Origin of the sequence: Nocardioides aromaticivorans (assembly GCF_013408525.1) — a bacterium.
Lineage (GTDB): Bacteria > Actinomycetota > Actinomycetes > Propionibacteriales > Nocardioidaceae > Nocardioides > Nocardioides aromaticivorans.
The window spans coordinates 1680910-1705268 of record NZ_JACBZM010000001.1 but is presented as its reverse complement, the minus strand read 5'-3'; the positions used below and the strand labels follow the sequence as shown (position 1 = coordinate 1705268).

The following is a 24359-nucleotide window of genomic DNA, read 5'->3' as shown; positions in this document are numbered from 1 at the left end:
GGGTAGTTGAGCGAACAGCGTGTTACTGCGCCGTGCGGGCCCGGGCGGACCCGGGAGGCCCGGGCCCGGAGCGCCCGACTCCTGGTCGGGACCGCGAGCCCCCCAGCCCTGCGGTCCCGACCAGGCCGCCACGCTCCCGTCGTGGTGGCTGGTGGTGTCCTAGCGACGCGGTGCGAGCACCGTGCGGCCGGACTGGCGCTGCAGCATGCGGGAGGCCCGCTGGATGCGCAGCAGCATCGCCGCGGACGGGGTGACCGTGCCGCGGACGTAGGTGGACAGGCGGGACGGCGAGGTGCCGATGCGCGAGGCGAACTCGCGCTGCGAGGAGCCGCTCACCGCGACCAGGTGGCGGATCTCGCGGGCGACCTGGTCGCGCTCGCGGTCGCGGCACCACTCCTGGCACTGCTCGATCGAGCTGGCGATCGCCGCGAGGGCCGACGGGCGGTCGGAGGCGCGGCCGATCTCGAGCAGCTGGTCGGCGTACGGGCCCCACGGGCTCGCCGCGATCGCGCCGAGGTGGTTGCGCCACTCGATGATCGAGCCGCGGTCGACGAGGTCGTGCAGCTGGGCGACGCTGGTGATCGGGTCGCCGGACGAGCGCTCCGGGTCGATGTCCTCGAAGACGAGGTTCTGCGCGATGACGGCGCACGTGGTCGCGACGTCCTCGTCCACCCCCGCCGGGACCTGGCGGCCGAGCCGGGCAGCGAGGTCCCACCGGACCAGGCGGCGTACGGCGGTCGTCGTCCACGGCATCGCCGGGTCGGTCTCCAGCGCGACCGACGCCCGGTGCTGCAGCCGGGCGAGGCGCGGCTGCCCGACCTGCGCCGCGAGCTCCACCGTCGCGGCGTAGTCGGCCGGCTCGTCGAAGACGACCAGCGCCACCAGGTTGGCGAGCACCGCGCAACGGGCCGTCGAGCGTGGGTCGTTCTGGTTCTGCTCCAGGATCCGCACGAACTGCTCCCAGACCTCGACGTGCTCGGACGCGACCTGGTCGGCACGGTCGAGCGTCGCGAAGAGGATGCGTCGCAGGGTCGTGCCGGCCTGCACCGGCACGGGGTGGCTGGCGAACTGGTTGCGCAGCTCGGGCGTCGGCGTCGGTGCCGCCTGGGTGCGGGTGGCGAGAGAGCTCATGCGACGTCCTCGGCTGGGTGGGATCTGGCCGCAGGTGCCGTCCCTTCCGCGGCACCTGCACCCACCCAGACGGGTCCCGGCACGGAACATCACGCGGTTTTGCGGATTTGCCCGAACTTTTTTCCCGAGGCACCGTTGTTCCCGATGGCGCCTACGATCAACGGGGGCCGTTCTGCGCCTGGGGGGCGCGCCGGCAGAGCAGGAGACATCGTGACCGCGGACGGAGCCGCAGCGAACAGCACGGACGACGTGCTGCCCTCGGGTGCGCCCGGGAGCGTCGACTTCGACCAGCTCTACCGCGACCACGTCGACGACGCCCGCAAGCTCGCGACGATCCTGGTCGGCGCCGAGCAGGCCGAGGAGCTCGTCGCCGAGTCGTTCGCCCGCGTCCTCGCCCAGCTCCGCGCCGGGCGCGGACCGCGCGACAACTTCCGCGCCTACCTCCACGTCACCATCCGCAACGGCTTCCGCGACTCGCTGCGCGCCCCCCGCGAGGCGCCCGTGTCCGACCAGCCGTGGCTCTTCGACGACGCCCAGCCGCCGACCGAGGAGCTGGTCGAGGACCTCGAGGCCGACACCGCGGCGCACGCGTTCGCGACCCTGCCCGAGTCGTGGCAGAAGGTCCTGTGGCACGTCGAGGTCGAGGGCCGCAAGCCGGGCGAGGTCGCCGACCTGCTCGGCATGCGGGCCGGTGCCGTCTCCTCGCTGGCCCACCGCGCCCGCGAGGGCCTGCGCCGCGCCTACCTCGACCAGCACGTCGTCGCCGAGGCGGCCGCCTCCGACTGCGCCTGGACCCGCGCCCGCCTCAGCCAGTACGTCCGTGGCGACCTCAGCACCCGCGCCGAGGAGAAGGTCGCCGCCCACGTCGGGGCCTGCGAGGAGTGCCTGGCCGCCTACGTCCAGGTCGACCGGGTCAACCGCAAGCTCGCTGCCTGGATCTTCCCGGTCGTCCTGCTCGGTGCCCTGCCCGCCTCCGGCAAGGGCCTGGCCTGGCTCGTCGGCGTCACCGGCCTCGCCGGTGCCGGTGCGTCCGGCAGTGGCGGCGCGGGCGGCTCCAGCTCCTCGAGTACGACGACCACGATCGCCGTCGCCGCCGCGGCTGCCGTCGCGGCCGCGGCCGCCGGGGTCACCATGGTCGTCACGTCGGGCAACGACACCGACCCCGCCTCCGCGGGCGCCGACCCGAGCACGCCCCCGCCGGCCGTCGCGGGCGTGCAGGACGAGGAGGACCCGCCGGCCGATCCCGCGCCGCGCCGCGACCCGGTCGTGCCGGTCGTCGACGACGTGGCCCCGGTCGAGCCGGCCGCGGTCGACACGCCCACCGAGCCGGCCGCCACGCCGCGCCCGCGCCCCCGTCCGGTCGCCGCACCGGTGGTCGTCGAGGCGGTCGCCCCGACCGCCCGCCCGGTCGCCGGCTGCGGCACCACGGGCAGCCTGACCCTGCCCACCACGCGCGGGGTGCGCTACGAGCGCACGGCAGGCGACGGGCTGACGGGCGCGTGGACGGTCGAGGCGACGGCACGGTCCGGCTACGTGCTGCGGAGCGGCTCGCGTCGTACCTTCTCCGGCGACCTGGGCGAGGCCAGCTCGTGCGTCCAGCTGGCGTCGGTCTCCTCCGCGGAGGTCCCGCACCCGGTCTGGGGGCACTGGGACATCGCGAGCGCCGTGACCGTCACCGACACGGCCCCGCACGCGCTGACCCTCACCTTCGACTTCGACCAGGACGCCGTGCTCGTGCAGAAGGATGGTGCGAGCGCGGGCTGGACCTGCCACACGGCCGGCGGCCTCCCGATCGGGCTGCAGGTCGGGATCGGCCTCGGCGACGCGCTCACCGGACCGGTCGTCTGCGAGTTCGACTACACGGGTGCGGCCCCGCCGCCGCTCACCCTGCACGCGGCGGCGCTCGACGGCCTGCAGCGTGCGCAGCCGACCGGCACGGCCACCCTGCGCGCCGACGGCGACGCCGTCGGCGTCCGCCCCTTCTGAGCGGCCCGGCCGGACGGGTCAGGCCGGCTCGTCCGAGCGACCGGGGCTGCCGGCCCGGGCGGCCTCGACGCGGGCGCGCTTCGCCATGCGGTTGATCCGGAGCAGCATCGCCGCCGAGGGGGTGACGCTCCCCGTCACGTAGGTCGAGAGGCGCGAGGGCGAGGTGCCGACGAGCGTGGCGAACTCCCGCTGGGTCAGGCCGGTGCTCGCGATGGTGTTCCGGATGTGGTCGGCGACCGCCCGGCGCTCGTCCTCCTCGGCGATCCGGCGGGCCATCGCGGCGAGGGCGCGGACGCTATCGAACTCGCTCGGCCGCTGCTCCTGGTCGAGGAGCGCGAGGTGCTCGTCGGCGCGGCCCGCCCACGGCTCGGCGAGGGCGGCGGCGACGAGCCGGCGCCACAGCAGGACGTCACCGGTGGCGAAGGCTTCGAGCAGGTCCTCCCGCGAGGTCAGGGCGGGAGCAGGGGCGGTGTCGCGGGGGCCGACCATGAGCAGCTCGAGGGCGGCCTCGGAGCACAGGGCGCGCAGCTCGGCCGAGCCACCGGTCAGGGTGTCGCTCGCTCGCGCGGCCCGTCCCCAGGCCCGCTGACCGAGGACGCGCACCAGTCGGGTGGTGACCGGGCGGCCGGCCTCGGTGTCGGACCTCGCCAGCATCTCGTCCTGCAGGCCGGCGACCTGCCGCCGGCCGAGATCGACGGTGATCCGCTGCAGGTCGAGGACGTCGTCGTCGGCGTCGTACTGCACCAGCGCGAGGGCGTTGGCGGCCACCGCCAGGCGCACCGAGCGCGGGCGGGCGTCCCCGGACTCCAGGGGTCCCTTCGTGGCCCGCCAGGTCGCCACGAGGTCCGCGTCCCTGGATGCGCGATCCTCGAAGCGTGCGACGATCCCCCACATCAGCCTGCGCCCTGTCCGTGTCGCGGACGTCCGCAGCCCCCAATGCGACGGACTCTCCGCGGCCGCGTCTACCTCAAGGTCCCCACCTGCCGGGTGAGCGCAGCCGTGAAAGCATGGTAGGGAGACGGCGTGTCACAGGCACGCGCTCTGTGTCCAGTGGTACCGGATCTGAGAATCCGATGCTGCTGTCCGAAGGGGTCAGGAGCGGCGGCTGCGCCAGCCACGCTTGCCGCGGTCGACCCGCTCGTCCACCGCGTCCCGGGCCGCGGAACCGTCGCTCGCTGCGGGCGTGTACGGCGTGATCGGGGCGTCCGCCGGGATGCCCGGGGGCGGCGTCACCGACGGCGTCACCGACGGGGTCACCTGGGTGGCCGGGCTCGGGTCGGGCGTGCCCCAGAAGGCGGCAGGAGCCGGGTCCGGCTCGGTGGCCGGCTCCGGAGCGGGAGGCGCGCCCACCGTGAACGTCGCGTCCGCCGGCGCGGCGTCCGCCGGCTTCGGCCGGGCGTCGTCGTGCGTGTGGCTGTCCGGCTGGCGTACGTCGGCCGCCCGCGGCTCCGGAGCGGGGGAGATGGCCGGGAGCGCGTCGCGTGCCGGCTCGCGCAGCCCGCCGGTGATCGCCTCCACCCCGTGCAGGACCCGGGTGCGGATCTCGTCCATCCGGGCGGCGTGCCGGTTGGCCTCGGCGAAGAGCTCCTCCTGGGCGGTGCGGCGGATCCGCTCGAGCTCGGTGTTGATCCGCTCGCGCTCCGCCGACGCCTCGAGGCGCAGGCGCTGCGCCTCGCGGACGTCGCTCTCGCCGGCGCGGACGATCTCGGCGGCCTCGGCGCGCGCCCGCTCGAGGATCGCGGCGGCCTCGGCCTCGGCGGTGGAGCGACGGCGCTCGAGGTCCTGCCTCGCCTCACTCTGCAGGGTCTCCGACGCGCGCATCGCCTCCTCGATGATCCTCGAGGCCTGGCTGGTCGCCTCCCGGCGTTCGTGCAGCGCGGCGGCCGCGGACTCCTCGGCCTCCCGGCGCAGTGCGATCAGGTCCTGGAAGTGCTGTGCGGACGGCAGTACGGCGGCCGGTGCGTCGGAGGACTCGGCCGCCGGAGCCTCGGGTGCGGCGGCCGGGGCGGGGGCGCCGGCGATCGGCCACGCCTCCTTGAGCGAGCGCGACTCGCGCGGCTCCGGCTCGTCGTCGGCGAACGGCCGCGACCCGTCGAGCGGGTCGGGCAGCGGGTCGGGCAGCGGGTCGGTCAGGGGCTCGCTCGGCCGCTCCACCGGCGCCTCCCCGGACTGCTCCGCGGCGGGCTCGGCCGCCGCGCTGGCCGACCTGGTCGTCGTGTCGTCGTCGTTCCCGACCTCGGGTGCGGACTCACCCGGGTGGGTGGGCTCGCCCGGCAGGCGGAAGTCGTCGTCGGCCATGTCCATCCGTCCCCTCAGGTGCGGCGCTCGGACCCCACGGTGGGTTCCGCGCTCGTACGCCGTGACACAGGGCCACGATAGGCGCGGTCCACCGGCCTGGCCACGCCGGTCCTGCCCGCCCGAGACGGCCGCGCGCTCAGACCAGCTGGTCGAGCGCGATCTCCAGGGCCGTCGCGGCGACGAGCGTCGGGTGCGGCGAGCGCTCGTGGCACTTCTCCAGCGCGGTCCGGATGGTGCGCGACACGTCGCCGAGGATCATCTCGTCGGAGACCTCGCCGATGCCCTCCATGAGCAGCGTGAAGGTGCGCGCCATGCCGCAGTTGGCGATGAAGTCGGGGATCACCGCGACGTGCTGGTCGGCGAACTCGTAGGTCGGGCCGTAGAAGATCTCCGGGTCGGCGAACGGGACGTTGGCGCCCGCCGAGATCAGCTCCAGGCCGCCCGAGACGAGCCGCTTCACGTGCTCCACGGTGACCAGGCGCGAGGCCGCGCAGGGCAGGAAGATCTCGGCACCCATGTCCCAGATCGCGTCGTCGAGCTCGGCGAACGGGACCAGCCCGTCGGCGCGCAGGGCGTTGCCCTCCTTGCCGACGAACAGCGCGTGCACCTCCTCGGGCGTGAACCCGTCGGGGTTCATCAGGCCGCCGTCGCGGTCGATGATCCCGACGACGCGGGCGCCCACGAGCGAGAGGTAGTACGCCGCCGCGGAGCCCACGTTGCCCCAGCCCTGCACGATGACGCGCTTGCCGGCGAGGCCCTGGCCGGACGCGGCGCCGTACGTCGCGTAGTAGTGGACGACCGACTCGGCCACGCCCCAGCCGGTGACCATGTCGGCGATCGTGTACTTCGCGTCGCGGTCCGGCGTGTAGCGCGGGTCCTCGACGACCTTGGAGACGCCGAGGCGCAGCATGCCGACACGCTGCACGAGCTCGCGCTCGTCGGCGGCGAAGTGGCCGTTGACGATGCCCTCCTGCGGGTGCCACAGGCCGTAGCGCTCGGTCAGCGGGATGACGTCGTGCAGCTCGTCGACGTTGAGGTCGCCGCCGGTGCCGTAGTAGGTCTTCAGCAGCGGGGTGACGGCCTTGAACCACCGCGCCAGCACGCCCTCGCGGCGCGGGTCGCTCGGGTCGAAGTCGATGCCCGACTTGGCGCCGCCGATCGCCGGCCCGGAGACGGTGAACTTCACCTCCATCGTCTTCGCCAGCGACTCGACCTCGTTGCGGTCCAGGCCCGCGCGCATCCGCGTGCCACCGCCGGCCGCGCCGCCGCGCAGGGAGTTGATGACGGCCCAGCCCTTGGCCTCGGTCTCGGAGTCGTGCCACTCGAAGACGATCTCGGGCGCCTTGGCCTCGAAGCGGTCGAGGAGGTTCTTCATGTCGGAGTCCTCCTTCTTCGGTGGTCGAGGAGGTTGCGCAGCAACCGTCACGAGACCGGGTGAGCTGGTGGTGGTCATGAGCGGGCCTTCGCGATCCGACCCCGGCACTCGCCGAAGCCGATCCGGGTGCCGTCGGCGCCGGGCGCGGTGGCGCGCAGGACGACCTCGTCGCCGTCCTCGAGGAAGCCCTCGCCGCGCTCGATGAAGGACCCGACCTGGTCCTTGCCGGGGCCGGAGATGGTGCCGGAGGCGAACAGGTCGCCGGTGCGGGTCGGGGCGCCGTTGACGGTCAGGTGGGCGAGCATCTGAGCGGGCGACCAGTACATCGAGGAGTACGGCGGCCGGCTGACGACCTCGCCGTTCCACTCGACCTCGAGGTCGATGTCCAGGCCCCACGGCCGGTCGAGGGCGAGATAGGGGAGCACCGCGGGCTCCTGGGTCGGCGTGTCCACCCGCGCGGCGTCGAGCGCGGCCATCGGGACCACCCACGGGGAGATCGTCGAGGCGAAGGACTTGCCCAGGTGCGGCCCGAGCGGGACGTACTCCCAGGCCTGGATGTCGCGCGCCGACCAGTCGTTGAACAGGACCACCCCGAAGAGGTGCTGGTCCGCGTCGGCGGTCGCGATCGGCGTACCCATCTCGTTGCCGACGCCCACGACGAAGCCGAGCTCGGCCTCGATGTCGAGCCGGACCGACGGGCCGAAGGTCGGCAGCTCCGCATCGGGTGCCTTGCGCTGCCCGCACGGGCGGACGACCTCCGTGCCGGAGACCACCACCGAGCCGGCGCGGCCGGTGTAGCTGACCGGCAGGTGCTTCCAGTTCGGGAGCAGCGGGTTCGGGTTGTCGGGGCGGAACAGCCGGCCCAGGTTGGAGGCGTGGTGCTCCGAGGCGTAGAAGTCGACGTAGTCGGCCACCTCGAACGGCAGGTGCAGCACGACGTCGTCGATCGGGTGCGTGCCCGCCGCGGGGAGGCCGTCGGCCAGCGCTGCCGTGACGGCCGCCCGGACCTCGTCCCAGCGCGCCTTGCCCTGGGCGAGGAAGGCGTTGAGCGTCGGCTGCTCGAAGGTGGCGTCACCGAGGAGCACGCCGAGGTCGACGACGTGGTCGCCGAGCCGGGTGCAGCCGCGGGGGGCGGAGCCGTCGACGGAGTAGACGCCGTAGGGCAGGTTGGTGAGCCCGTAGAGCTCGCTGTCGTTGGTCGGGTTCGTCATCGCACTGCCACCTCCGGGAGCAGGCCGAGCTCGGTCAGCTCGTCGACCGGCTCCGTGATGGAGCAGGTCCCGATCGAGCCGAGGAGCGTGGTGGTCGGGCCGTCGGGGAGCCGCCGCGCGTCGCGCTCGGCGAGGATCGCGGCGACCTCCTCGACACCGGCACCGTCGCCGGCAGCCGCGGTCGCGGCGAGCAGGTTGAGGAAGCCGTGCTGCTCGAAGCCGGTCTCCGGGTCGGTGTTGCGCAGTGCGTGGTGCAGTCCGGCGGTCGCCTTGAAGGGCACGCCCGCGCGGACCAGCGCCACCACGGCAGCGGCCAGCTCGGCCTCGTCCGGGTAGAGGTCCGCCCGGACCCCGCCCGTCCGCAGCTTCGCGTGGTACGACGTCCGGGCGAGCTCGGCGACGAGGGCGTCGCGGCGGTCGTCGCGGGGGAGCTCGACGTAGACGGTGGTGGGAGTTTCACCGGCCGGCCGGTGAAACTCACGGTTGGACGACGAACCTTCATCGTCCAACCGTGAGTTTCGTCGTCCAACCCCCGTCAGCGCGGCGTCGAGCACCGGCACCACGTCGGTCGCGGCGACGCCCTCGGGCACCGCCACCTCGAGCGCGGCCAGCCGCGCGGCGCGGATCCCGCGCACCCGGTCGACCACGTCGCCGACCAGCGCCGGCGCCGGAACGGTGACGCTGAGCGCGATGCTGCCGGCCGGCAGGTCGGCGGTCGCCTCGGCGAGGGCCGGCAGGTCGGCGAGGGCGACGACCAGCGGGCCGACCAGGTCGGCGTACGGTGCCACGCCGTGGGCCAGGTGGGCACGGACCGCGTCGGCGAGCGGCAGGTTGCCGGGCGGGAAGATGGCGGCGTCGTCCAGGAGCAACGGGAAGGTCACGACTGCCCCCGGACCCAGGACGTCACGTAGACCCCGTCGTCGCACGCCTGGCCGCCCTCGCCGAGCTCGAGCGGGCGGAAGGTGTCGACCATGACGGCGAGCTCGTCGAAGAACTCCACGCCGATCGACCGCTCGTAGGCGCCCGGCTGCGGGCCGTGCGCGTGGCCGCCCGGGTGCAGGCTGATCGAGCCCTGCCCGATGCCGGAGCCCTTGCGCGCCTCGTAGTCCCCGCCGACGTAGAACATGACCTCGTCGGAGTCGACGTTCGAGTGGTAGTAGGGCACCGGGATCGACAGCGGGTGGTAGTCGACCTTGCGCGGCACGAAGTTGCAGACCACGAAGTTGTTGCCCTCGAAGACCTGGTGCACCGGCGGCGGCTGGTGGACGCGGCCGGTGATCGGCTCGAAGTCGGCGATGTTGAAGACGTACGGGTAGAGGCAGCCGTCCCAGCCGACGACGTCGAACGGGTGGTCGGGTACGACGTGCACCGTGCCCGCGATGCCGCCAGGGCCTGGCCCGCGGTGCTTGATGAAGACCTCGACCGGACCTTGCTCGTCCGGGAGGAAGGGCTCGGCCGGCGTGCGCAGGTCGCGCTCGCAGTACGGCGCGTGCTCGAGCAGTTGCCCGAACCGGGACAGGTAGCGCTTGGGCGGGGTGATGTGGCTGTTGGCCTCGATGGCGTAGAGGCGCAGCGGCTCGCGGCCGGTCGGCACCCAACGGTGGGTCGTCGCGCGCGGCAGGATGACGTAGTCGCCCTGGCCGACCTCCAGCACGCCGAACACCGTCTCGACGAGGCCGGTGCCGCTCTCGACGTACACGCACTCGTCGCCGATGCCGTTGCGGTAGAGCGGCGAGGCCTTCCCGCAGACGGCGTAGGAGATGCGGACGTCGCCGTTGCCGAGCACCAGCCGGCGCCCGGTCACGGCGTCGACCTCCGTCCAGGCGCCGTCGGGGCTGTCGTCGAAGAGGTCGTGCAGCGTGAGGTGGCGGGGGACGAGCGGGTGGTTGGGGGTCGTGGTGAGGTCGGGAAAGTCCCACACCCGGGCCTCGACGACCGCCGACGGGATCGTGCGGTGGTAGAGCAGCGAGGAGTCGGAGGAGAAGCCCTCCTCGCCCATCAGCTCCTCGAAGTAGAGCTGTCCGTCGTCGGCGCGGTGCTGCGTGTGCCGCTTCGGCGGCACGAACCCGATCCGCTGGTAGTGGGCCATCGCCGTCGCCTCAGAAGTTCCCGCGGCGCTCTTGCTCGCGCTCGATGGCCTCGAAGAGCGCCTTGAAGTTGCCCTTGCCGAAGCCGAGCGAGCCGTGCCGCTCGATGAACTCGAAGAAGACCGTCGGCCGGTCGCCGAGCGGCTTGGTGAAGATCTGCAGGAGGTAGCCGTCCTCGTCGCGGTCGACGAGGATGCCGCGCTTCTGCAGCTCCTCGACCGGGACCCGGACCTCGCCGATGCGGGCGCGCAGCTCGGGGTCCTCGTAGTAGGAGTCCGGCGTGTTGAGGAACTCGATGCCCTCCGCGCGCAGCGCGTCGACGGTGCGCAGGATGTCGTTGGTGGCCAGCGCCAGGTGCTGCGCGCCGGGACCGTCGTAGAACTCGAGGTACTCGTCGATCTGCGACTTCTTCTTCGCGATCGCCGGCTCGTTGAGCGGGAACTTCACGCGGTGGTTGCCGTTCGCGACGACCTTCGACATCAGCGCCGAGTAGTCGGTGGCGATGTCGTCGCCGATGAACTCGGCCATGTTCGTGAAGCCCATGACCTTGCGGTAGAACTCGACCCAGTCGTCCATCCGGCCCAGCTCGACGTTGCCGACGATGTGGTCGAGGGCCTGGAAGAGCCGCTTCGGCGCCCCGTCGCGCTTGACGAAGGTGGAGGTCCGGGCGACGTAGCCGGGGAGGTACGGGCCGTCGTACCGGCTGCGGTCGACGAGGGTGTGGCGGGTGTCGCCGTACGTCGCGATCGCGCCGACCCGGACGGTGCCGTGGTCGTCGGTCAGGTCGTGCGGCTCCTCGAGGACCGTCGCGCCGACGGAGCGGGCGTGCTCGATGCACTTGTCGACGTCGGGGACCTCGAGCGCGATGTCGACGATGCCGTCGCCGTGCTTGCGGTGGTGGTCGAGCAGCGGGCTGTGCGGGTCGACGCCGCCCTTGATCACGAACCGGACCGCGCCGCTCTTGAGGACGTAGGCCATGTGGTCGCGGTTGCCGGTCTCCGGACCGGAGTACGCCACCAGCTCCATGCCGAAGGCGGAGATGAAGAAGTGGGCCGACTGGGTGGCGTTGCCGACCGCCCAGACCGCGGCGTCCCAGCCGGTCACCGGGAACGGGTCCTCGCGGTCGTCGTACTCGACGAGGCCGACGAGCTGCTTCAACGTGTCGAGGTCGAGCTCGGCGAGCCGCTCCTCGCTGGTCAGGGTCTCCTGGAGGGACATGTGAGCAGCACAACAGGGTCGACGGAGGCCGCACAACCTGCGCATCAGGAGGTCGTCAGAATGGCCAGTTCTGCCTAGGTGGACGGTGCATCGACTGGTCAATCTGACTAGCATCGGATCATGGCTGATCCGCTCGCCCTCGACCAGGTCGACATCGCGCTGCTCACCGCGCTGACCGAGCACCCGCGGGCCGGCGACCTCGAGCTGTCCCGGCTCACCCAGGTCGCGCGGGCGACCGTCCAGAGCCGGCTGCGACGGATGACGGAGGCCGGCGTCATCGCCGACTGGGACCCCACGCTCGACGTCGCCGCCGCGGGCTACGAGGTGCAGGCCTATGTCACCCTCGAGATCTCCCAGGGTGCGCTCGACGAGGTGAGCCGCGACCTCGCCGCGATCCCGCAGGTCCTCGAGGCCTATGTCACGACCGGCTCGTACGACGTCCTGTGCCGGGTCGCCACCCGCTCCCACCCCGAGCTGCAGGCGACCCTCGTCCGCATCGACCAGTCGTCGTCGGTCGTGCGCTCGACGAGCGTCATGGTGCTGTCGGTGCTCATCGCGCCCCGGGTGCTGCCGCTGCTGGCCAGTGCCGACGCGGCGCCCAGTCGCCGGGCTCCGGCCTACCGCAGCTGACCGGCGAAATTTTACTTTCGACGGGCTGACAGCGGCCGCTCTCGTCTGTCATCGTTCTTCCACCGCCGCTGGTGACCCGAGACGCCAGCGGCGGCTTCAATTTTTCCGGGGTGGTTCCACCGGCCGCGCTCAGAAGCCCTTCCAGAGCAGGGCCAGGCGGTAGTCGGTGTTCATGTAGTTCACCAGCGACTGGAGCCTCCGGTCCGGGACGGTGGCGTTCGTCGTACCGACCGTAACGCCGACGATGTTGCCGTAGACGCTCTTGTTCCACTTGCCCTGCACGAAGTCCTTGATGACCGACTCGTCGCGCAGGTCGAGGTCCTTGTCGTCGAGCTTGGCCTCCGCGGCCTTCGCGTGGCGCTCGGAGTCGAAGACCAGGAAGACGTGGGTGACGCGTGCCTTGCCGCCGAGCGCGGCATAGCTCCACTGGACGGCGTACTCGCACCGCTGCTGGGTGAAGACGGAGCCGTCCTCGACGGGGCCGCAGCTGTCGTAGTCCCAGGAGTCGCGCAGCGTCGCGTTGTGCTTCACGTCGCCGTACTGGAAGTCCCAGTCGCCGGGGAAGTCGGACGTCTTCACGTCGCCGTGGATGTCGTCGCCGGTGTCGTCGGTCGGTGAGTACGGCGTCGCGGGGGTCGTCGCCGACGACGGGTCGATCGGCGAGGGGTCCGCCGTGGCGGACGAGGCCTCGGTGGGGCTCGGGGTGTCGGTGCTCTCCGAGGTCGACGAGGACCTGTCGCCGCCGGCCTTCCTGTCCCCGTCGTCGTCGCGCGTGGCGAGCAGGACGGCCGTCGTCACGATGCCGCCGACCAGCAGCACGACGAGCGCGACGATCCCGATGATCAGCCCGACGTTGCGCTTCGGGCCGCCTCCGCCGTACGGCGGCTGCCCGGGCGGACCCCAACCCGACGGGCCCTGCGGCGGGCCCCACCCGGGCGGCGGACCCTGGGGCGGACCCTGGGGTGGACCGGAGGGCGGACCCTACGGCGGGCCCCAGCCCGGAGGTCCGGCGGGGGGCGGCTGGGGTGGGTAGCTCATGCGCCGGTCCTACCCCGCCGGAGGCTCGTCAATCCGCTCCGGCATTCGATCGATCCAATGCGGACGGCGCCGCAGGCGGCCCGATCTCGGGTGGTGGCGCCGATGTGCGCGAAGGCGAAACGGGTGTCATGGTGACTGTCACGCGGACGACGGTGTCCACGGATCAGAGTGATTCGAACCCCGGATTTTTACGGGTGGGCTGTGGGGTAGCGTGCCCACACCTTGACAAGGACCGAAAGGCTGGCGAAACAAATGGTTGATGTGGAGCGGACGCTCGACGAGGCGGGTCTCACCAACCCCCACGTTCGTGAGTACGTCGCACACTGGGCCAACATCACGGGTGCAGAGCGCATCGAGGTCGTGTCCGCGGCCGACGACGCGCGCCTGATCCAGGAGTCGCTGGACGCAGGTGAGCTGCTTCCCGCCGGCGAGGGTCTCTACTACTCGCGTTCCTACTACAAGGACACCGCGCGCGCCGAGGAGCGCACCATCGTCGCGACCTCCAACGAGGCCGACAAGGGCGTCTACAACAACTGGAAGCCCTCCGCGGAGATGAAGCCGAAGCTCGTCGAGCTGATGACCGGCGCCTCCGAGGGCAAGACGATGTACGTCATCCCCTACCTCATGTCGCCGAAGGGCTCGCCGGTCGAGAAGTTCGCCGCCGGTGTGGAGCTGACCGACAACCGCAACGTCGTCCTCCAGATGATCCGCATGGCGCGGGTCGGCGTGGAGTACATCAACGACCTGGGCGACTCGTTCGTCAAGGCCGTGCACGTCACCGGCGACCTGGAGAACCTCGGCCAGGGCACGCCCGACGACAAGCGCTACTTCGTGACCGTCGCCGACGAGCGCACGATCCTGCACTTCGGCTCGTCGTACGGCGGCAACGCGCTGCTCGGCAAGATCGCCCACGGCCTGCGCCAGGGCGCCTACGACGGCTGGAAGAACGGCTTCCTCGTGGAGCAGTTCATGCTGCTCGGCATCACGGACAAGCAGACCGGCAAGAAGTACAACATCTGCGGTGGCTTCCCGTCGGCCTCGGGCAAGACGAACCTCGCCATGACGCTGGCCCCCGACGCCCTCGGCGACCGCTACTACGTCGAGTTCTACGGCGACGACATCGCGTGGATCTGGGTCGGCGACGACGGCAAGCTCTACGGCATGAACCCGGAGAACGGTGTCTTCGGTGTCGCCAAGGACACCAACGAGAAGACCAACCCGACCGCGATCGACTCGATCGTCCCGGGCACCGGCGCCATCTTCACCAACGTCGCCTACAACGCCAAGACCCAGGAGGTCTGGTGGGAGGGCAAGAGCGAGAAGCCGACCGACCTCGACGGCTGGGAGGACTGGAAGGGCGACATCATCGCCGACCGGGCCCCCGAGAACGCCGACGACCCGTGGGCGCACCCGAACAGCCGCTTCACCACCACGCTGGCCAACGTGCCCAACGTCGCGAAGGACTTCGAGGACCCTAAGGGCGTCGAGATCCACGGCATCATCTTCGGTGGCCGCACCCGCGACCGCGAGCCGCTGATCCGTGCGATCCGCGACGTCGCCGAGGGCGTGTACGACGGCCTGACGCTCGGCGCCGAGGCGACCGCGGCCGCTGACGGCCTCGAGGGCGTGCTCCGCTACGACCCGATGTCGATGCGCCCGTTCATGTCGTACTCCGAGGCCGACTACGCCGCGCACTGGCTCGAGGTCCTCGGCCGGGCGACGACGAAGCCGATCTTCGCGCACGTCAACTGGTTCCAGCGTGGCGAGGACGGCCGCTTCCTGTGGCCGGGCTACCGCGAGAACCTCCGCCCGCTGAACTGGCTGATGGAGTACCTCAACGGCGAGGTCGAGGGCGTCCAGACGCCCGTCGGCGTGCTGCCGAAGCGCGAGGAGCTCAACCTGGAGGGCCTCGACGAGCAGGCCCTCGCCGACCTGGACACGATCCTGACGATCGACGTCCCGCGCTGGCAGCAGGAGATGGGCTTCCGCGAGAAGCACCTCGCCCAGTTCGACGGCCTGCCCGAGGAGATCTGGGAGGCGCACCGCCGCGTCGCCCAGGCGCTCGACAACGCCTGAGTCCCAGCGACTCCTCGCAGCACCCCGGCTCCTCGGAGCCGGGGTGCTGTGCTTTTCGTCGCTGGGAGTTTCACCGGCCGACCGGTGAAACTCACGCTTGGACGATGAAACTTCGTCGTCCAAGCGTGAGTTTCGTCGTCCAGGCGCGACAGAATCACCGGCCGGCCGGTGAAACTCCCACCCGCCCGCGTAGCCTCCCGCCATGCGCGCCGTCGTCTGCCACCAGGCCCAGCTCACCGTCGAGGACCTGCCCGACCTGACCCCGACGCGCGGGCAGGTCCTGCTCGACGTCGAGCGGTGCGGCATCTGCGGCTCCGACCTCCACGCCCGCACGCACTGCGACGAGACCGCCGCCGACGTCGCCGAGCTCGGGTACGACGACTTCATGCGCTCGACCGACCGGGTCGTGATGGGCCACGAGTTCGTCGGCACCGTCGCCGACTACGGCCCGCGCACGAAGAGGTCCTGGCCGGTCGGCACCCGCGTCGTCTCGCTGCCGGTGCTGCGCACCGACCGCGGCGTGCACCTGACCGGGCTGACGGCGCAGGCCTCGGGCGGGTACGCCGAGCAGGTGCTCGTCGACGCCGCGATGACGATGCGCGTCCCGGACGGCCTCGACGCCGACGCGGCCGCGCTGACCGAGCCCATGGCGGTCGCCCTGCACGCCGTACGACGGGGACAGGTCGGGGCGAAGGACACGGCGGTCGTCATCGGCTGCGGCCCCATCGGGCTCGCCGTGATCGCGATGCTCAAGGCGACCGGCGTGCGGCACGTCATCGCCAGCGACTTCTCGCCGGGTCGCCGGGCGCTCGCCGAGAAGATGGGCGCCGACGTCGTGGTGGACCCGGCCGAGGAGTCGCCCTGGGCGTCCTTCGCCGAGTCGAAGCGCTACCTCACCGAGGCGATCGCGTTGGCCGAGCTCGGCCTCGACGCGATGGACAAGCTGCGCGCCGTACCGCTCCTGCCGTGGGCGCACCTGATGCGTGCGGCGGACAAGGTGGGCGCGACGCCGCGCGGGCCGGTCGTCTTCGAGTGCGTCGGCGTGCCCGGGATGATCGAGCACGTCGTCGCGAACGCACCGCTGCTCACCCGCGTCGTCGTGGTGGGGGTGTGCATGGGTCAGGACTCGTTCCGCCCGTCGATGGCGATCAACAAGGAGATCGACCTGCGCTTCGTCTTCGCCTACGACCCGAGCGAGTTCCACCAGACCCTGCAGTGGATCGCCTCCGGCAAGGTCGACGTCCGTCCGCTGGTCACCGGGACGGTCGGCCTCGACGGGGTGGCCGGCGCGTTCACCGACCTCGCCGACCCCGAGCGGCACGCGAAGATCCTGGTCGACCCGTCGCTCTGAGGTTCAACGGACCACGGCGCGGGCCATCAGGGCTGCCCAGATGATTGGTACGGCGGACGGGTCGGTCGGGTCCAGGCCGGTGAGCTCCGCGACGCGACGCAGCCGGTTGTCGACCGTGTTGGGATGGACCGCGAGCTCGACGGCCGCCCGGCGCCGGCTCATCCCGGCACGTTGGTGCACCTCGAGTGTCCGCAGCAGGTCGGGATGGTCGTCGAGCGGGCCGAGGAGCGCCGCCAGAACGGGCTGGGCAGGAGACGCCTGCCGCAGCTGGAAGTCGAGCGCCACGTCCGCGAGTGCGTAGACCCCTTCCGGCCGGCCCGTCGAGCGAACGACGTCCATCACCTCGTCGCAGAGCGGTGCGGTGGCAGCCACCTCTGCCGGGCTGGCCACGGCGACAGCCGCCCAGACGGGTGCGCCGGCGATCCGGCGGGCCGACCGCAGTGCCTTGCGGAGGCGTCCGTCGTCGGCGCTGGGCACGAGCAGGAGGCCGCCGTCGACCGACGGCTGCCAGAGCACCGGGGCGGCATAGTGCCGGTCGATTTCGCCGCGCAGCCGGCGCAGCTTGCGCCGCGCGGCGACCTCGCGGTCGACGTCCGGGTCCGCCTCGTCGGGGTGGGGGCCGACCACGAGACGCACCACCAGCAGCTCCTCGGGCAGCGCCAGCTCCGCCGGTCCGGCCGCCTCCCGGTAGCCCTCGCCGGCCAGCAGGGCGCCCAGGAGGCGCTGCCGCGCGTCGGCCTGCTCGGCGAGGACCGTGCGTCCATGTCGCGCGAAACCGGCCGCGACGGCGGTCGTCAGCCGTTCGATGAAGTCGACGAGGGTGATCGCGACCGTACGGGCATCGTCCAGCTCGTCGGGACGGGCCTGCCCGAAGCAGTGGTCGAGCGCGACCCTGGCGCCGCGGTGGTACGCCGCGAGCACCATCTCCATCGGTACCCCCTCGTCGGCGCGCAGGGCCGCTGACTCGGTGAGCGAGGCGAGCTCCTCGGTGGAGGGGCCTCCGGCGAGCGAGGTCGGGAAGAGGCGGAGCGCGTGGTCGACGACGCGGCGGACGTCGCCGTCGATGAGCTCGCGTGGCAGCCGGTCATAGACGGGCACGTGGGCGACCAGCTCCTCGAGGACGATGTCGACCAGCGCGTCGTGGTCGCGGTCGAGAAGGGCCGACACGGGCAGCCCGCCCAGACGGGCTCGTTGTGATCCGTCACAATGTGGGTCCGCTCATCTTGGTCGAGAACGCCAGCGCCGGGGCGCGGGATTGTGGCCCATCATTCCTGACGGGCGACGTCGCCCGCCACGAGCGAGAGGTCTGACGATGATGGTGAAGAAATTCGGAGCACGAGCCGGCGGGGTGCTCGGCACTCTGGCCCTGGCCGCCGCGACGGTGGCCGCCGGCGCGGTCGCGGCGCCCGCGCAGGCCGAGGACGGCCTGACCATGGTCGCGATCGGCGACTCCCAGGCGGCGGGCCCGCTGGTGACCACCCAGAACAGCTGGGACTGCCTGCGCTCGGACGACAACTGGCCGTCCGTTGCGGCGCGCACGATCGGCGCGACCCTGACCGATGTGACCTGCTCGGGCGCGACGACGTCGGACCTCACCGGTCGGCGGTTCGGCTACATGGCTCCCCAGCTGGACGCGGTGAAGCCGGACACGGACATCGTGACGATCACGATCGGCGCCAACGACCTCAACCTCGGTGTCCTCGTGCCGAGCTGCATGCAGCCGCTCCCGGCGCCGTTCGGCATCGCGTGCTCGAGCTACCAGCCGGACACGTACTCCAGCCAGATCGATGCGGTGGGCGCGCGCATCGCGTCCGCAGTGCAGTCGGTCCATACCCGCGCACCCGGTGCCCGGGTGTACCTCGTGAGCTACTACACCTACTGGGGGACCAGCGGCTGCTACCCAATCGACCCGATCTGGTCCGTCGACGCGAAGTGGTTGCAGGGCATCTTCGACCGCCTCAACGCCAAGCTGGCTGCGGTGGCCGCGAGCAACGGTGCGTCGTACGTCGACCTCGCGACCCCGAGCCGGGACCACGGTGTCTGCGCGCCGATCGCCACCAAGTGGGTGGAGGGATTGATCCCGACCAGCGCGGCGTCGCCGTACCACCCGAACGCGCTGGGCAACCGGGAGGGCGGCGCGATCGTGGCCGCCGCACTGGACTGACCGAGGCCGGAGTCGGGTGGGTGAGGGTGACCCAGGGGTCACGCTCACCCACCCGACTCGTGCGCGGTCAGCTGCGGGCGATGGAGCGGCCGGCGGCCCTTCCCGAGAAGATGCAGCCGCCGAGGAAGGTGCCCTCGAGCGCGTTGTAGCCGTGGACCCCGCCGCCGCCGAACCCGGCGACCTCGCCGGCGGCGTACAGGCCGGGGAAGCGTGAGCCGTCGGGGCGCACGACCCGGCTGTCGAGGTCGGTCTCGATGCCGCCGAGGGTCTTGCGGCTGAGGATGTTCAGCCGGACGGCGATGAGCGGGCCGTGGGCGGGGTCGAGGATCTTGTGCGGCTTGGCGACGCGCATGATCTTGCCCGTGCGGTCCTTGCGGCCGTTGTGGATCGCCATCACCTGCGCGTCCTTGCAGTAGGCGTTGTCGACCTGTCGGTCGCGGTCCTCGATCTGCTGGCGCAGCAGCGCGGCGTCGAGGACCCGGCCGCCGCGGGCGATCTTGTTCATTCCCTCGACGAGCTCCTCGAGGGTGGACGCGACGACGAAGTCCTCGCCGTGCTCCTTGAACGCCTCGACCGGGCTGGTCGCGCCCTTGCCGAGCCGCTCCTTGAGCATCAGCTTGATGTCCTTGTCGGTCCAGTCGGGGTTCTGCTCGGAGCCGGAGAGGGCGAACTCCTTCTCGATGATCGACTGGGTCAGCACGAACCACGAGTAGTCGGCGCCGGTCGCGAGGACCTGCTTCATCGACCCGATCGAGTCGGCGCCCGGGACACCCGACATGCCCTGCAGCCGGTGGCCGTCGGCGTCGAACCACATCGACGACGGGCCGGGCAGGATCCGGATCGCGTGGTCGGGCCAGACCGGGTCCCAGTTGTGGATGCCCTCGACGTAGGCCCACATGCGGTCCTTGTTGACCAGGCTGGCGCCCGCGGACTCGGTGATCGCGAGCATCCGCCCGTCCACGTGGGCCGGGACGCCGGCGATCATGTGCTCGGGCGCCGGACCGACCCGCTCGGTGGGCCAGTTGGCGCGCATCAGCTCGAAGTTGTGGCCGATGCCGCCGGACGTCACCACGACGGCGGGCGCGCGCAGCTCGAAGGTGTCGACGACCTCGCGCGACGACTTCACGCCACGCGCCAGGTCGTCGGAGGGCTCGAGGACCGAGCCCCGCACGCCGACGCACGCACCGTCCTCGACGACCAGCTCGTCGACCCGGTGCCGGAACCCGAAGCGCACCAGCCCGGCCGCCTCCGCGGCCTCGACCGGCTCCTGGAAGATCCGGACCACCTCGGGCCCGGTGCCCCAGGTGAGGTGGAAGCGGGGCACCGAGTTGCCGTGGCCGCTGGCGGAGCCGTCGCCGCGCTCGGCCCAGCCCACGAAGGTGAGTGACTTCAGGCCGAGCCCGTGGAGGTAGTCGCGCTTCTCGGTGGCCGCGAAGTCGACGTACGCCTTTGCCCACCGGCTGCCCCAGTGGTCCTCGCCGCGGTCAGGGCCCTCGTCGTCGGGGTCCTCGCCGATCCGGTCGAACGCCGCCGAGCCCTGCCAGTCCTGCCAGGCCAGCTCACGGGAGTCCTTGATGCCCATCCGGCGCTGCTCGGGGGAGTCGACGAAGAACAGCCCGCCCAGCGACCAGAACGCCTGCCCGCCGAGGTTGGCGCGGTTCTCCTGGTCGAGGACCAGCACCTTCTTGCCGGCGCGGGTGGCCTCGTAGGTCGCGACGAGCCCGGCGAGGCCGGCTCCCACGACGATGGCATCGGGCTGGAAGGCGGGGTCTGCGCTCACGCGGTGGAGCCTGCCACACCAGCGGTCGGCAGGAGGGCGTCGAGTGGCTCCCGACACATCTCCTTGCCACTGGCAAGGAACGGGTTCTAGTTTCGGCGGATGGGCATGGGGACGGCCGGCGGGGACACCGGCACGAAGGCGGCGGGCTTCGCCCGTCTCGTCGTACGACGGGCGGCGTGGGTCGTGGGCGCCTGGCTCGCCTTCACCGTGGTGATGAACGTGGCGGTGCCGCAGCTCGAGGTGATCGCCGGGCAGGACTCCTCGCCGATGGTCCCCGACGACGCGCCGTCGATGGTCGCCGTCGAGGCGATGGACGAGGCGTTCGGCAACGGCGGCAGCGAGAGCTACATCGTGGTCGCGATGGAGCGCCCCGCCGGGCTGACCGCGGCCGACCGGCGCTACGCCGAGTCGCTCGTCACGGAGCTGGCGAAGGACAAGGACGACGTCGTCTTCGTGCAGGACCTGCGCCGCCCGGAGCTGCGCAAGGCGCTCACCAGCAAGGACGGGCAGGCGCGCTACCTGCTGGTCGGCATCACCGGCGCGACCGGCGCCCCGGCGTCGATGCGGCAGGTGACGGCGGTCCGCGACATCGTGCGCGAGCGCGCGCCCGACGGCCTGACCGTCGAGGTCACCGGGCCGACCGCGACGGTGGTCGACCTGACGACGGAGACCGAGCACAGCGTCGTACGGATCACCATCGTCACCATCGGCCTGATCGCGCTGATCCTCTTCCTCATCTACCGCGCCGTCGCGATCCCGCTCATCGTGCTCGGCGTCGTCGGGCTCGGCCTCGGCGTCGGGCGGGCAGTGGTCGCATGGTGCGGCATGGAGGACTTCTTCGCGGTCTCCACCTTCAGTGGCTCCTTCCTCACCGCGATCGTGCTGGGCGCCGGCACCGACTACGCGGTCTTCCTGGTCGCCCGCTACCACGAGCAGCGGCGCCTCGGCGTCGAGCCGGCGCAGGCCGCGGCCATCGCGGCGACCCGCGTCGGCGGGGTGATCGCCGGGTCGGCCGTCACCGTCGTACTGGCGACGCTGTGCATGGTCTTCGCCGACCTCGGCTTCTTCAACACGACGGGGCCGGCGGTCGCCGTGAGCATCGCGGTCAACCTGGTCCTCAGCCTGACCCTCACCCCGGCGCTGCTGGCGCTCGCCGGCAAGCGGGGCTGGGCCGAGCCCCGCGAGTCGAAGGCCGCCGGGGCCTGGCAGCGGGTCGCGAACCTCGTCGCCGCCCACCCCGTGCGGATGCTCGCCGCGTCGCTGGTCCCGCTCGCGCTCCTGGCGGCGCTCTTCCCGTTGGTCGACCTGTCGTACGACATCCGCGAGCCGCTCCCCGACGACGCCGAGAGCAACCGCGGGTACGCCCTGCTCGCCCGGCACTTCCCCGTCAACGAGGTGCTGCCCGACTACGTCGTCATCCAGGCCGACCACGACCTGCGCAACACCCGCGACCTCGCCCTCATCGAGCGCGCGTCCGCGGCGGTCGAGCAGCACGAGGGCGTCGCGCTCGTCCGCACGATCACCCGGCCGACCGGCGAGCCGATCACCCAGGCGTCGGTGGCGTACCAGTCCGGCCTCATCGGCGACCGGCTCGGCGAGGCCAAGGACCGGGTCGCGAAGGGGGCTGGTGGCGCGGAGCAGCTCGCCGACGGGGCCGGGCAGCTCGACGACGGCGCCAGCCAGCTGGCCGACGGCGCGGACCGGGCGGTCGCCGGTGCGGACCGGATCGCCACCGCCACGGCTCGCCTCTCCCGCGGGATGACCAAGCTGCTCGACGGTGCGGACGCCAGCGTGACCGGCGCGGGCGGGCTGCGCGAGGGCGCGGCCTCCCTCGCCGACGGGCTCACCACCGCCGCCGACCAGGTCCAGCTCGCGGTCGACTCCCTCGGCCTCGTGTACGACGCCCTGGCCACCAAGTCCCTCACCTGCGGCCTCGACCCGGCCTGCCGCCAGGCCCGGACCGGCATCAAGAGGATCTGGGAGGCCGAGCGCGACCAGCTCCTGCCCGGCCTGCGCGAGGCGGCCCGCGGCGCCCGGACCCTCGCGCGGGGGACCGGCGACCTCCGCGCCGGCCTGCGCCAGCTCCGCAGCGGCCTCGCGCAGGCGCGCGGTGGCACCCAGCAGCTGGCCGCCGGCCAGCGCACCTTCGCCGACCGGCTCGACGAGCTGTCCGGCGGGGCCGACCAGCTCGCCACCGGTGCGGACCGGCTGCGCGGCGGCACCGAGCAGGTCGCGGCGTCGCTGCCCGAGCTCGAGGAGGGACTCGCGGTCGCCGTACGCCACCTCCGCACGACGCGGCGCGAGGCCGACGGCGCGGGTGCGGGCGGGTTCTACCTGCCGCCGACGGCGCTCTCGAACCAGTCGTTCGCCAGCGCCAGCAGGCTGTTCGTCTCCGAGGACGGCCGCACCGCGCGGATTGCGGTCCTCGGCGACACCGATGCCTTCGGGCCCGAGGCGGCGCAGCGCTCGGAGGAGGTCCTCGACATCATCGAGACGTCGTTCAACGGGACCCGGCTCGACCACGCCACGGTCGCGGTCACCGGCATGGCGGCGACCAACAACGACCTGCGGCACTACTCCCAGTCCGACCTCGAGGTCATCGCTGCCGGCGCGCTGGTCGCGGTCTTCCTCGTGCTGCTCCTGCTGCTGCGCAGCCTGGTGGCGGCGTTCGCGCTGATGGCCACGGTGGTGCTGTCGTACGGCGCCGCGATCGGCCTCTCCGTGCTGGTGTGGCAGTACGGACTGGGCATCCAGCTCGACTGGACCGTCGCCGCCATCGCCTTCGTGATCCTCGTGGCCGTCGGCGCCGACTACAACCTCCTGCTGACGAAACGGATGCACGAGGAGGCGCCCGACGGGTCGGCCGCCGGCATCGCGCGGGCGACCGCGGCCACGGGCGGCGTGATCACCTCGGCCGGCGTGATCTTCGCGGTGTCGATGATGGCGCTGCTCGCCGGACGGGTCACGACCATCGGCCAGGTCGGCTTCACGATCGCGGTCGGCCTGCTGCTCGACACCTTCGTCGTGCGCTCGCTCCTGGTCCCGGCGCTCGCGACCCTGCTCGGACGGCGGCTGTGGTGGCCGCAGCGCCCGGAGCAGGCTGGGGCAGAATCGGGGGCATGAGGTTCGGGCGATGACCGTGGGCGACCTGCGTCAGCGCCTGCTCCGCGCCGCCGAGCAGGAGATCGCGACCAGCGGCCCCGCCAAGGCCAGCCTGCGCGGGATCGCCCGCCGGGTCGGGGTGTCCCACCAGGCCACCGCCCACCACTTCGACGACCGGGCCGGACTGTTCACCGCGCTGGCCGTCGAGGGCTTCGAGCTGCTGCTCGAGCAGTCGGCCGCAGCGGTCGAGGCGGTCGGGGCCGACGGGATCGCGTCGGGGGCCCAGGTCGCGGCCGCGGGTGCGGCGTACGTGGAGTTCGCGACGCGGCACCCCACGATGTTCGACGTCATGTTCCGCCCCGAGCTGCTGCACGCCGACGACCCGCGCCTGCTCGACGTGCGCCGCCTGCACCGCGACCTGCTCGTCCAGATCGTCTCCGCGGCCCAGGCCGAGGGCTGGGGCGCCGCCGTCCCGACCGAGGAGCTGGCCGTCATGGGCTGGGCCGCGGTCCACGGACTGGCGGTCCTGCAGCGCGACGCCCAGCTCGGCGACGTGCTGCCCGAGGTCGACACCGGCCGGCTGCTCGAGCGGGTCGCCCGGGCCCTCGACGCGATCGGCTGAGTCGACTCCGAGCGGGATCCGTCGCGGGCGTCATACGAACCGAGCGTCGGAGAGCCCGCTTCGTATGACCTCCCCCGGGGCGCGTGGGGGTGGGGGCGGGGCGTCATGCGAACCGAGCGTCATGACGGCCTCTTCGTATGACGTCCCCCGGGGCGTGTGGTGGTGGGGCGGGACGTCATACGTATCGAGCGCTATGACGCCCGCTTCGTATGACCTCCCCCGGACCGCGTGGTGGTGGGGGCGGGGCGTCATACGAACCGAGCGCTATGACGCCCGCTTCGTATGACGTC

General features: G+C 72.3%; 18 protein-coding genes. 7 read left to right on the top strand and 11 right to left on the bottom strand.

Annotation, left to right across the window (positions count from 1 at the left end; all coding sequences use genetic code 11):
• Positions 1–159 precede the first annotated feature (159 nt).
• Positions 160–1131, bottom strand: a complete 972-nt coding sequence (locus tag BJ993_RS07970) for a helix-turn-helix domain-containing protein (RefSeq protein ID WP_179648345.1) — start codon at positions 1129–1131, stop codon at positions 160–162.
• 210 nt (positions 1132–1341) lie between these two features.
• Here BJ993_RS07970 and BJ993_RS07965 point away from each other — a divergent pair, with 210 nt between their 5' ends.
• Positions 1342–3117 (top strand): sigma-70 family RNA polymerase sigma factor, encoded by a 1776-nt coding sequence (locus BJ993_RS07965; RefSeq protein ID WP_179648344.1) that lies wholly within the window; start codon positions 1342–1344, stop codon positions 3115–3117.
• A gap of 18 nt (positions 3118–3135) precedes the next feature.
• Here BJ993_RS07965 and BJ993_RS26545 read toward each other — a convergent pair whose 3' ends face one another.
• The 7 genes from BJ993_RS26545 to hppD all read right to left on the bottom strand — a co-directional run bounded on the left by BJ993_RS26545 (position 3136) and on the right by hppD (position 11306).
• Positions 3136–3957, bottom strand: a complete 822-nt coding sequence (locus BJ993_RS26545) for a helix-turn-helix domain-containing protein (protein ID WP_218864638.1) — start codon at positions 3955–3957, stop codon at positions 3136–3138.
• Positions 3958–4209: 252 nt separating this feature from the next.
• Positions 4210–5415, bottom strand: a complete 1206-nt coding sequence (locus BJ993_RS07955; protein ID WP_179648343.1) for a F0F1 ATP synthase subunit B — start codon at positions 5413–5415, stop codon at positions 4210–4212.
• Between the two features lie 136 nt (positions 5416–5551).
• A complete protein-coding gene (locus BJ993_RS07950; protein WP_179648342.1) occupies positions 5552–6790 on the bottom strand; it encodes a Glu/Leu/Phe/Val dehydrogenase dimerization domain-containing protein in 1239 nt (412 codons plus the stop codon).
• Between the two features lie 74 nt (positions 6791–6864).
• Positions 6865–8001, bottom strand: a complete 1137-nt coding sequence (gene fahA, locus BJ993_RS07945; RefSeq protein WP_179648341.1) for a fumarylacetoacetase — start codon at positions 7999–8001, stop codon at positions 6865–6867.
• Complete coding sequence (locus BJ993_RS07940) at positions 7998–8882, bottom strand: hypothetical protein (protein ID WP_218864637.1); 885 nt, start codon at positions 8880–8882, stop codon at positions 7998–8000. Before BJ993_RS07940 ends, fahA begins: the two co-directional genes overlap by 4 nt.
• Positions 8879–10090: a homogentisate 1,2-dioxygenase gene (locus BJ993_RS07935; RefSeq protein WP_179648340.1), complete on the bottom strand. Its 1212-nt coding sequence runs from the start codon at positions 10088–10090 to the stop codon at positions 8879–8881. The genes BJ993_RS07940 and BJ993_RS07935 overlap by 4 nt, the downstream gene beginning before the upstream one ends.
• Before the next feature lie 10 nt (positions 10091–10100).
• Complete coding sequence (hppD, locus tag BJ993_RS07930) at positions 10101–11306, bottom strand: 4-hydroxyphenylpyruvate dioxygenase (RefSeq protein WP_179648339.1); 1206 nt, start codon at positions 11304–11306, stop codon at positions 10101–10103.
• A 120-nt stretch (positions 11307–11426) separates the two neighbouring features.
• Here hppD and BJ993_RS07925 point away from each other — a divergent pair, with 120 nt between their 5' ends.
• Positions 11427–11936: an Lrp/AsnC family transcriptional regulator gene (locus tag BJ993_RS07925; RefSeq protein WP_036549193.1), complete on the top strand. Its 510-nt coding sequence runs from the start codon at positions 11427–11429 to the stop codon at positions 11934–11936.
• A gap of 129 nt (positions 11937–12065) precedes the next feature.
• Here the strand turns inward: BJ993_RS07925 and BJ993_RS07920 are convergent, their stop codons facing one another.
• Complete coding sequence (locus tag BJ993_RS07920; protein ID WP_179648338.1) at positions 12066–12755, bottom strand: hypothetical protein; 690 nt, start codon at positions 12753–12755, stop codon at positions 12066–12068.
• 471 nt (positions 12756–13226) lie between these two features.
• Between BJ993_RS07920 and BJ993_RS07915 the strand changes: the two genes are divergently transcribed.
• Entirely contained in the window at positions 13227–15050 is a 1824-nt protein-coding gene (locus BJ993_RS07915; protein ID WP_036549191.1) for a phosphoenolpyruvate carboxykinase (GTP), read from the top strand.
• 202 nt (positions 15051–15252) lie between these two features.
• Positions 15253–16401, top strand: a complete 1149-nt coding sequence (locus tag BJ993_RS07910) for a zinc-binding dehydrogenase (protein ID WP_179648337.1) — start codon at positions 15253–15255, stop codon at positions 16399–16401.
• A gap of 3 nt (positions 16402–16404) precedes the next feature.
• On the opposite strand, the gene BJ993_RS26540 is transcribed toward BJ993_RS07910, so the two are convergent.
• Positions 16405–17568, bottom strand: coding sequence for a helix-turn-helix domain-containing protein (locus BJ993_RS26540; protein ID WP_179648336.1), 1164 nt, complete (start codon positions 17566–17568; stop codon positions 16405–16407).
• A 181-nt stretch (positions 17569–17749) separates the two neighbouring features.
• Between BJ993_RS26540 and BJ993_RS07900 the strand changes: the two genes are divergently transcribed.
• Positions 17750–18565 (top strand): SGNH/GDSL hydrolase family protein, encoded by an 816-nt coding sequence (locus BJ993_RS07900; protein ID WP_179648335.1) that lies wholly within the window; start codon positions 17750–17752, stop codon positions 18563–18565.
• Between the two features lie 67 nt (positions 18566–18632).
• On the opposite strand, the gene BJ993_RS07895 is transcribed toward BJ993_RS07900, so the two are convergent.
• A complete protein-coding gene (locus BJ993_RS07895; protein ID WP_179648334.1) occupies positions 18633–20345 on the bottom strand; it encodes an FAD-binding dehydrogenase in 1713 nt (570 codons plus the stop codon).
• 99 nt (positions 20346–20444) lie between these two features.
• Here BJ993_RS07895 and BJ993_RS07890 point away from each other — a divergent pair, with 99 nt between their 5' ends.
• Together BJ993_RS07890 and BJ993_RS07885 are read left to right on the top strand one after the other, a co-directional pair.
• The gene (locus BJ993_RS07890) at positions 20445–23468 is read left to right on the top strand and encodes an MMPL family transporter (protein ID WP_179648333.1); all 3024 of its coding nucleotides are present in this window, start codon (positions 20445–20447) and stop codon (positions 23466–23468) included.
• A 10-nt stretch (positions 23469–23478) separates the two neighbouring features.
• The gene (locus BJ993_RS07885) at positions 23479–24069 is read left to right on the top strand and encodes a TetR/AcrR family transcriptional regulator (protein WP_051932589.1); all 591 of its coding nucleotides are present in this window, start codon (positions 23479–23481) and stop codon (positions 24067–24069) included.
• The last annotated feature ends 290 nt before the right edge of the window (positions 24070–24359 follow it).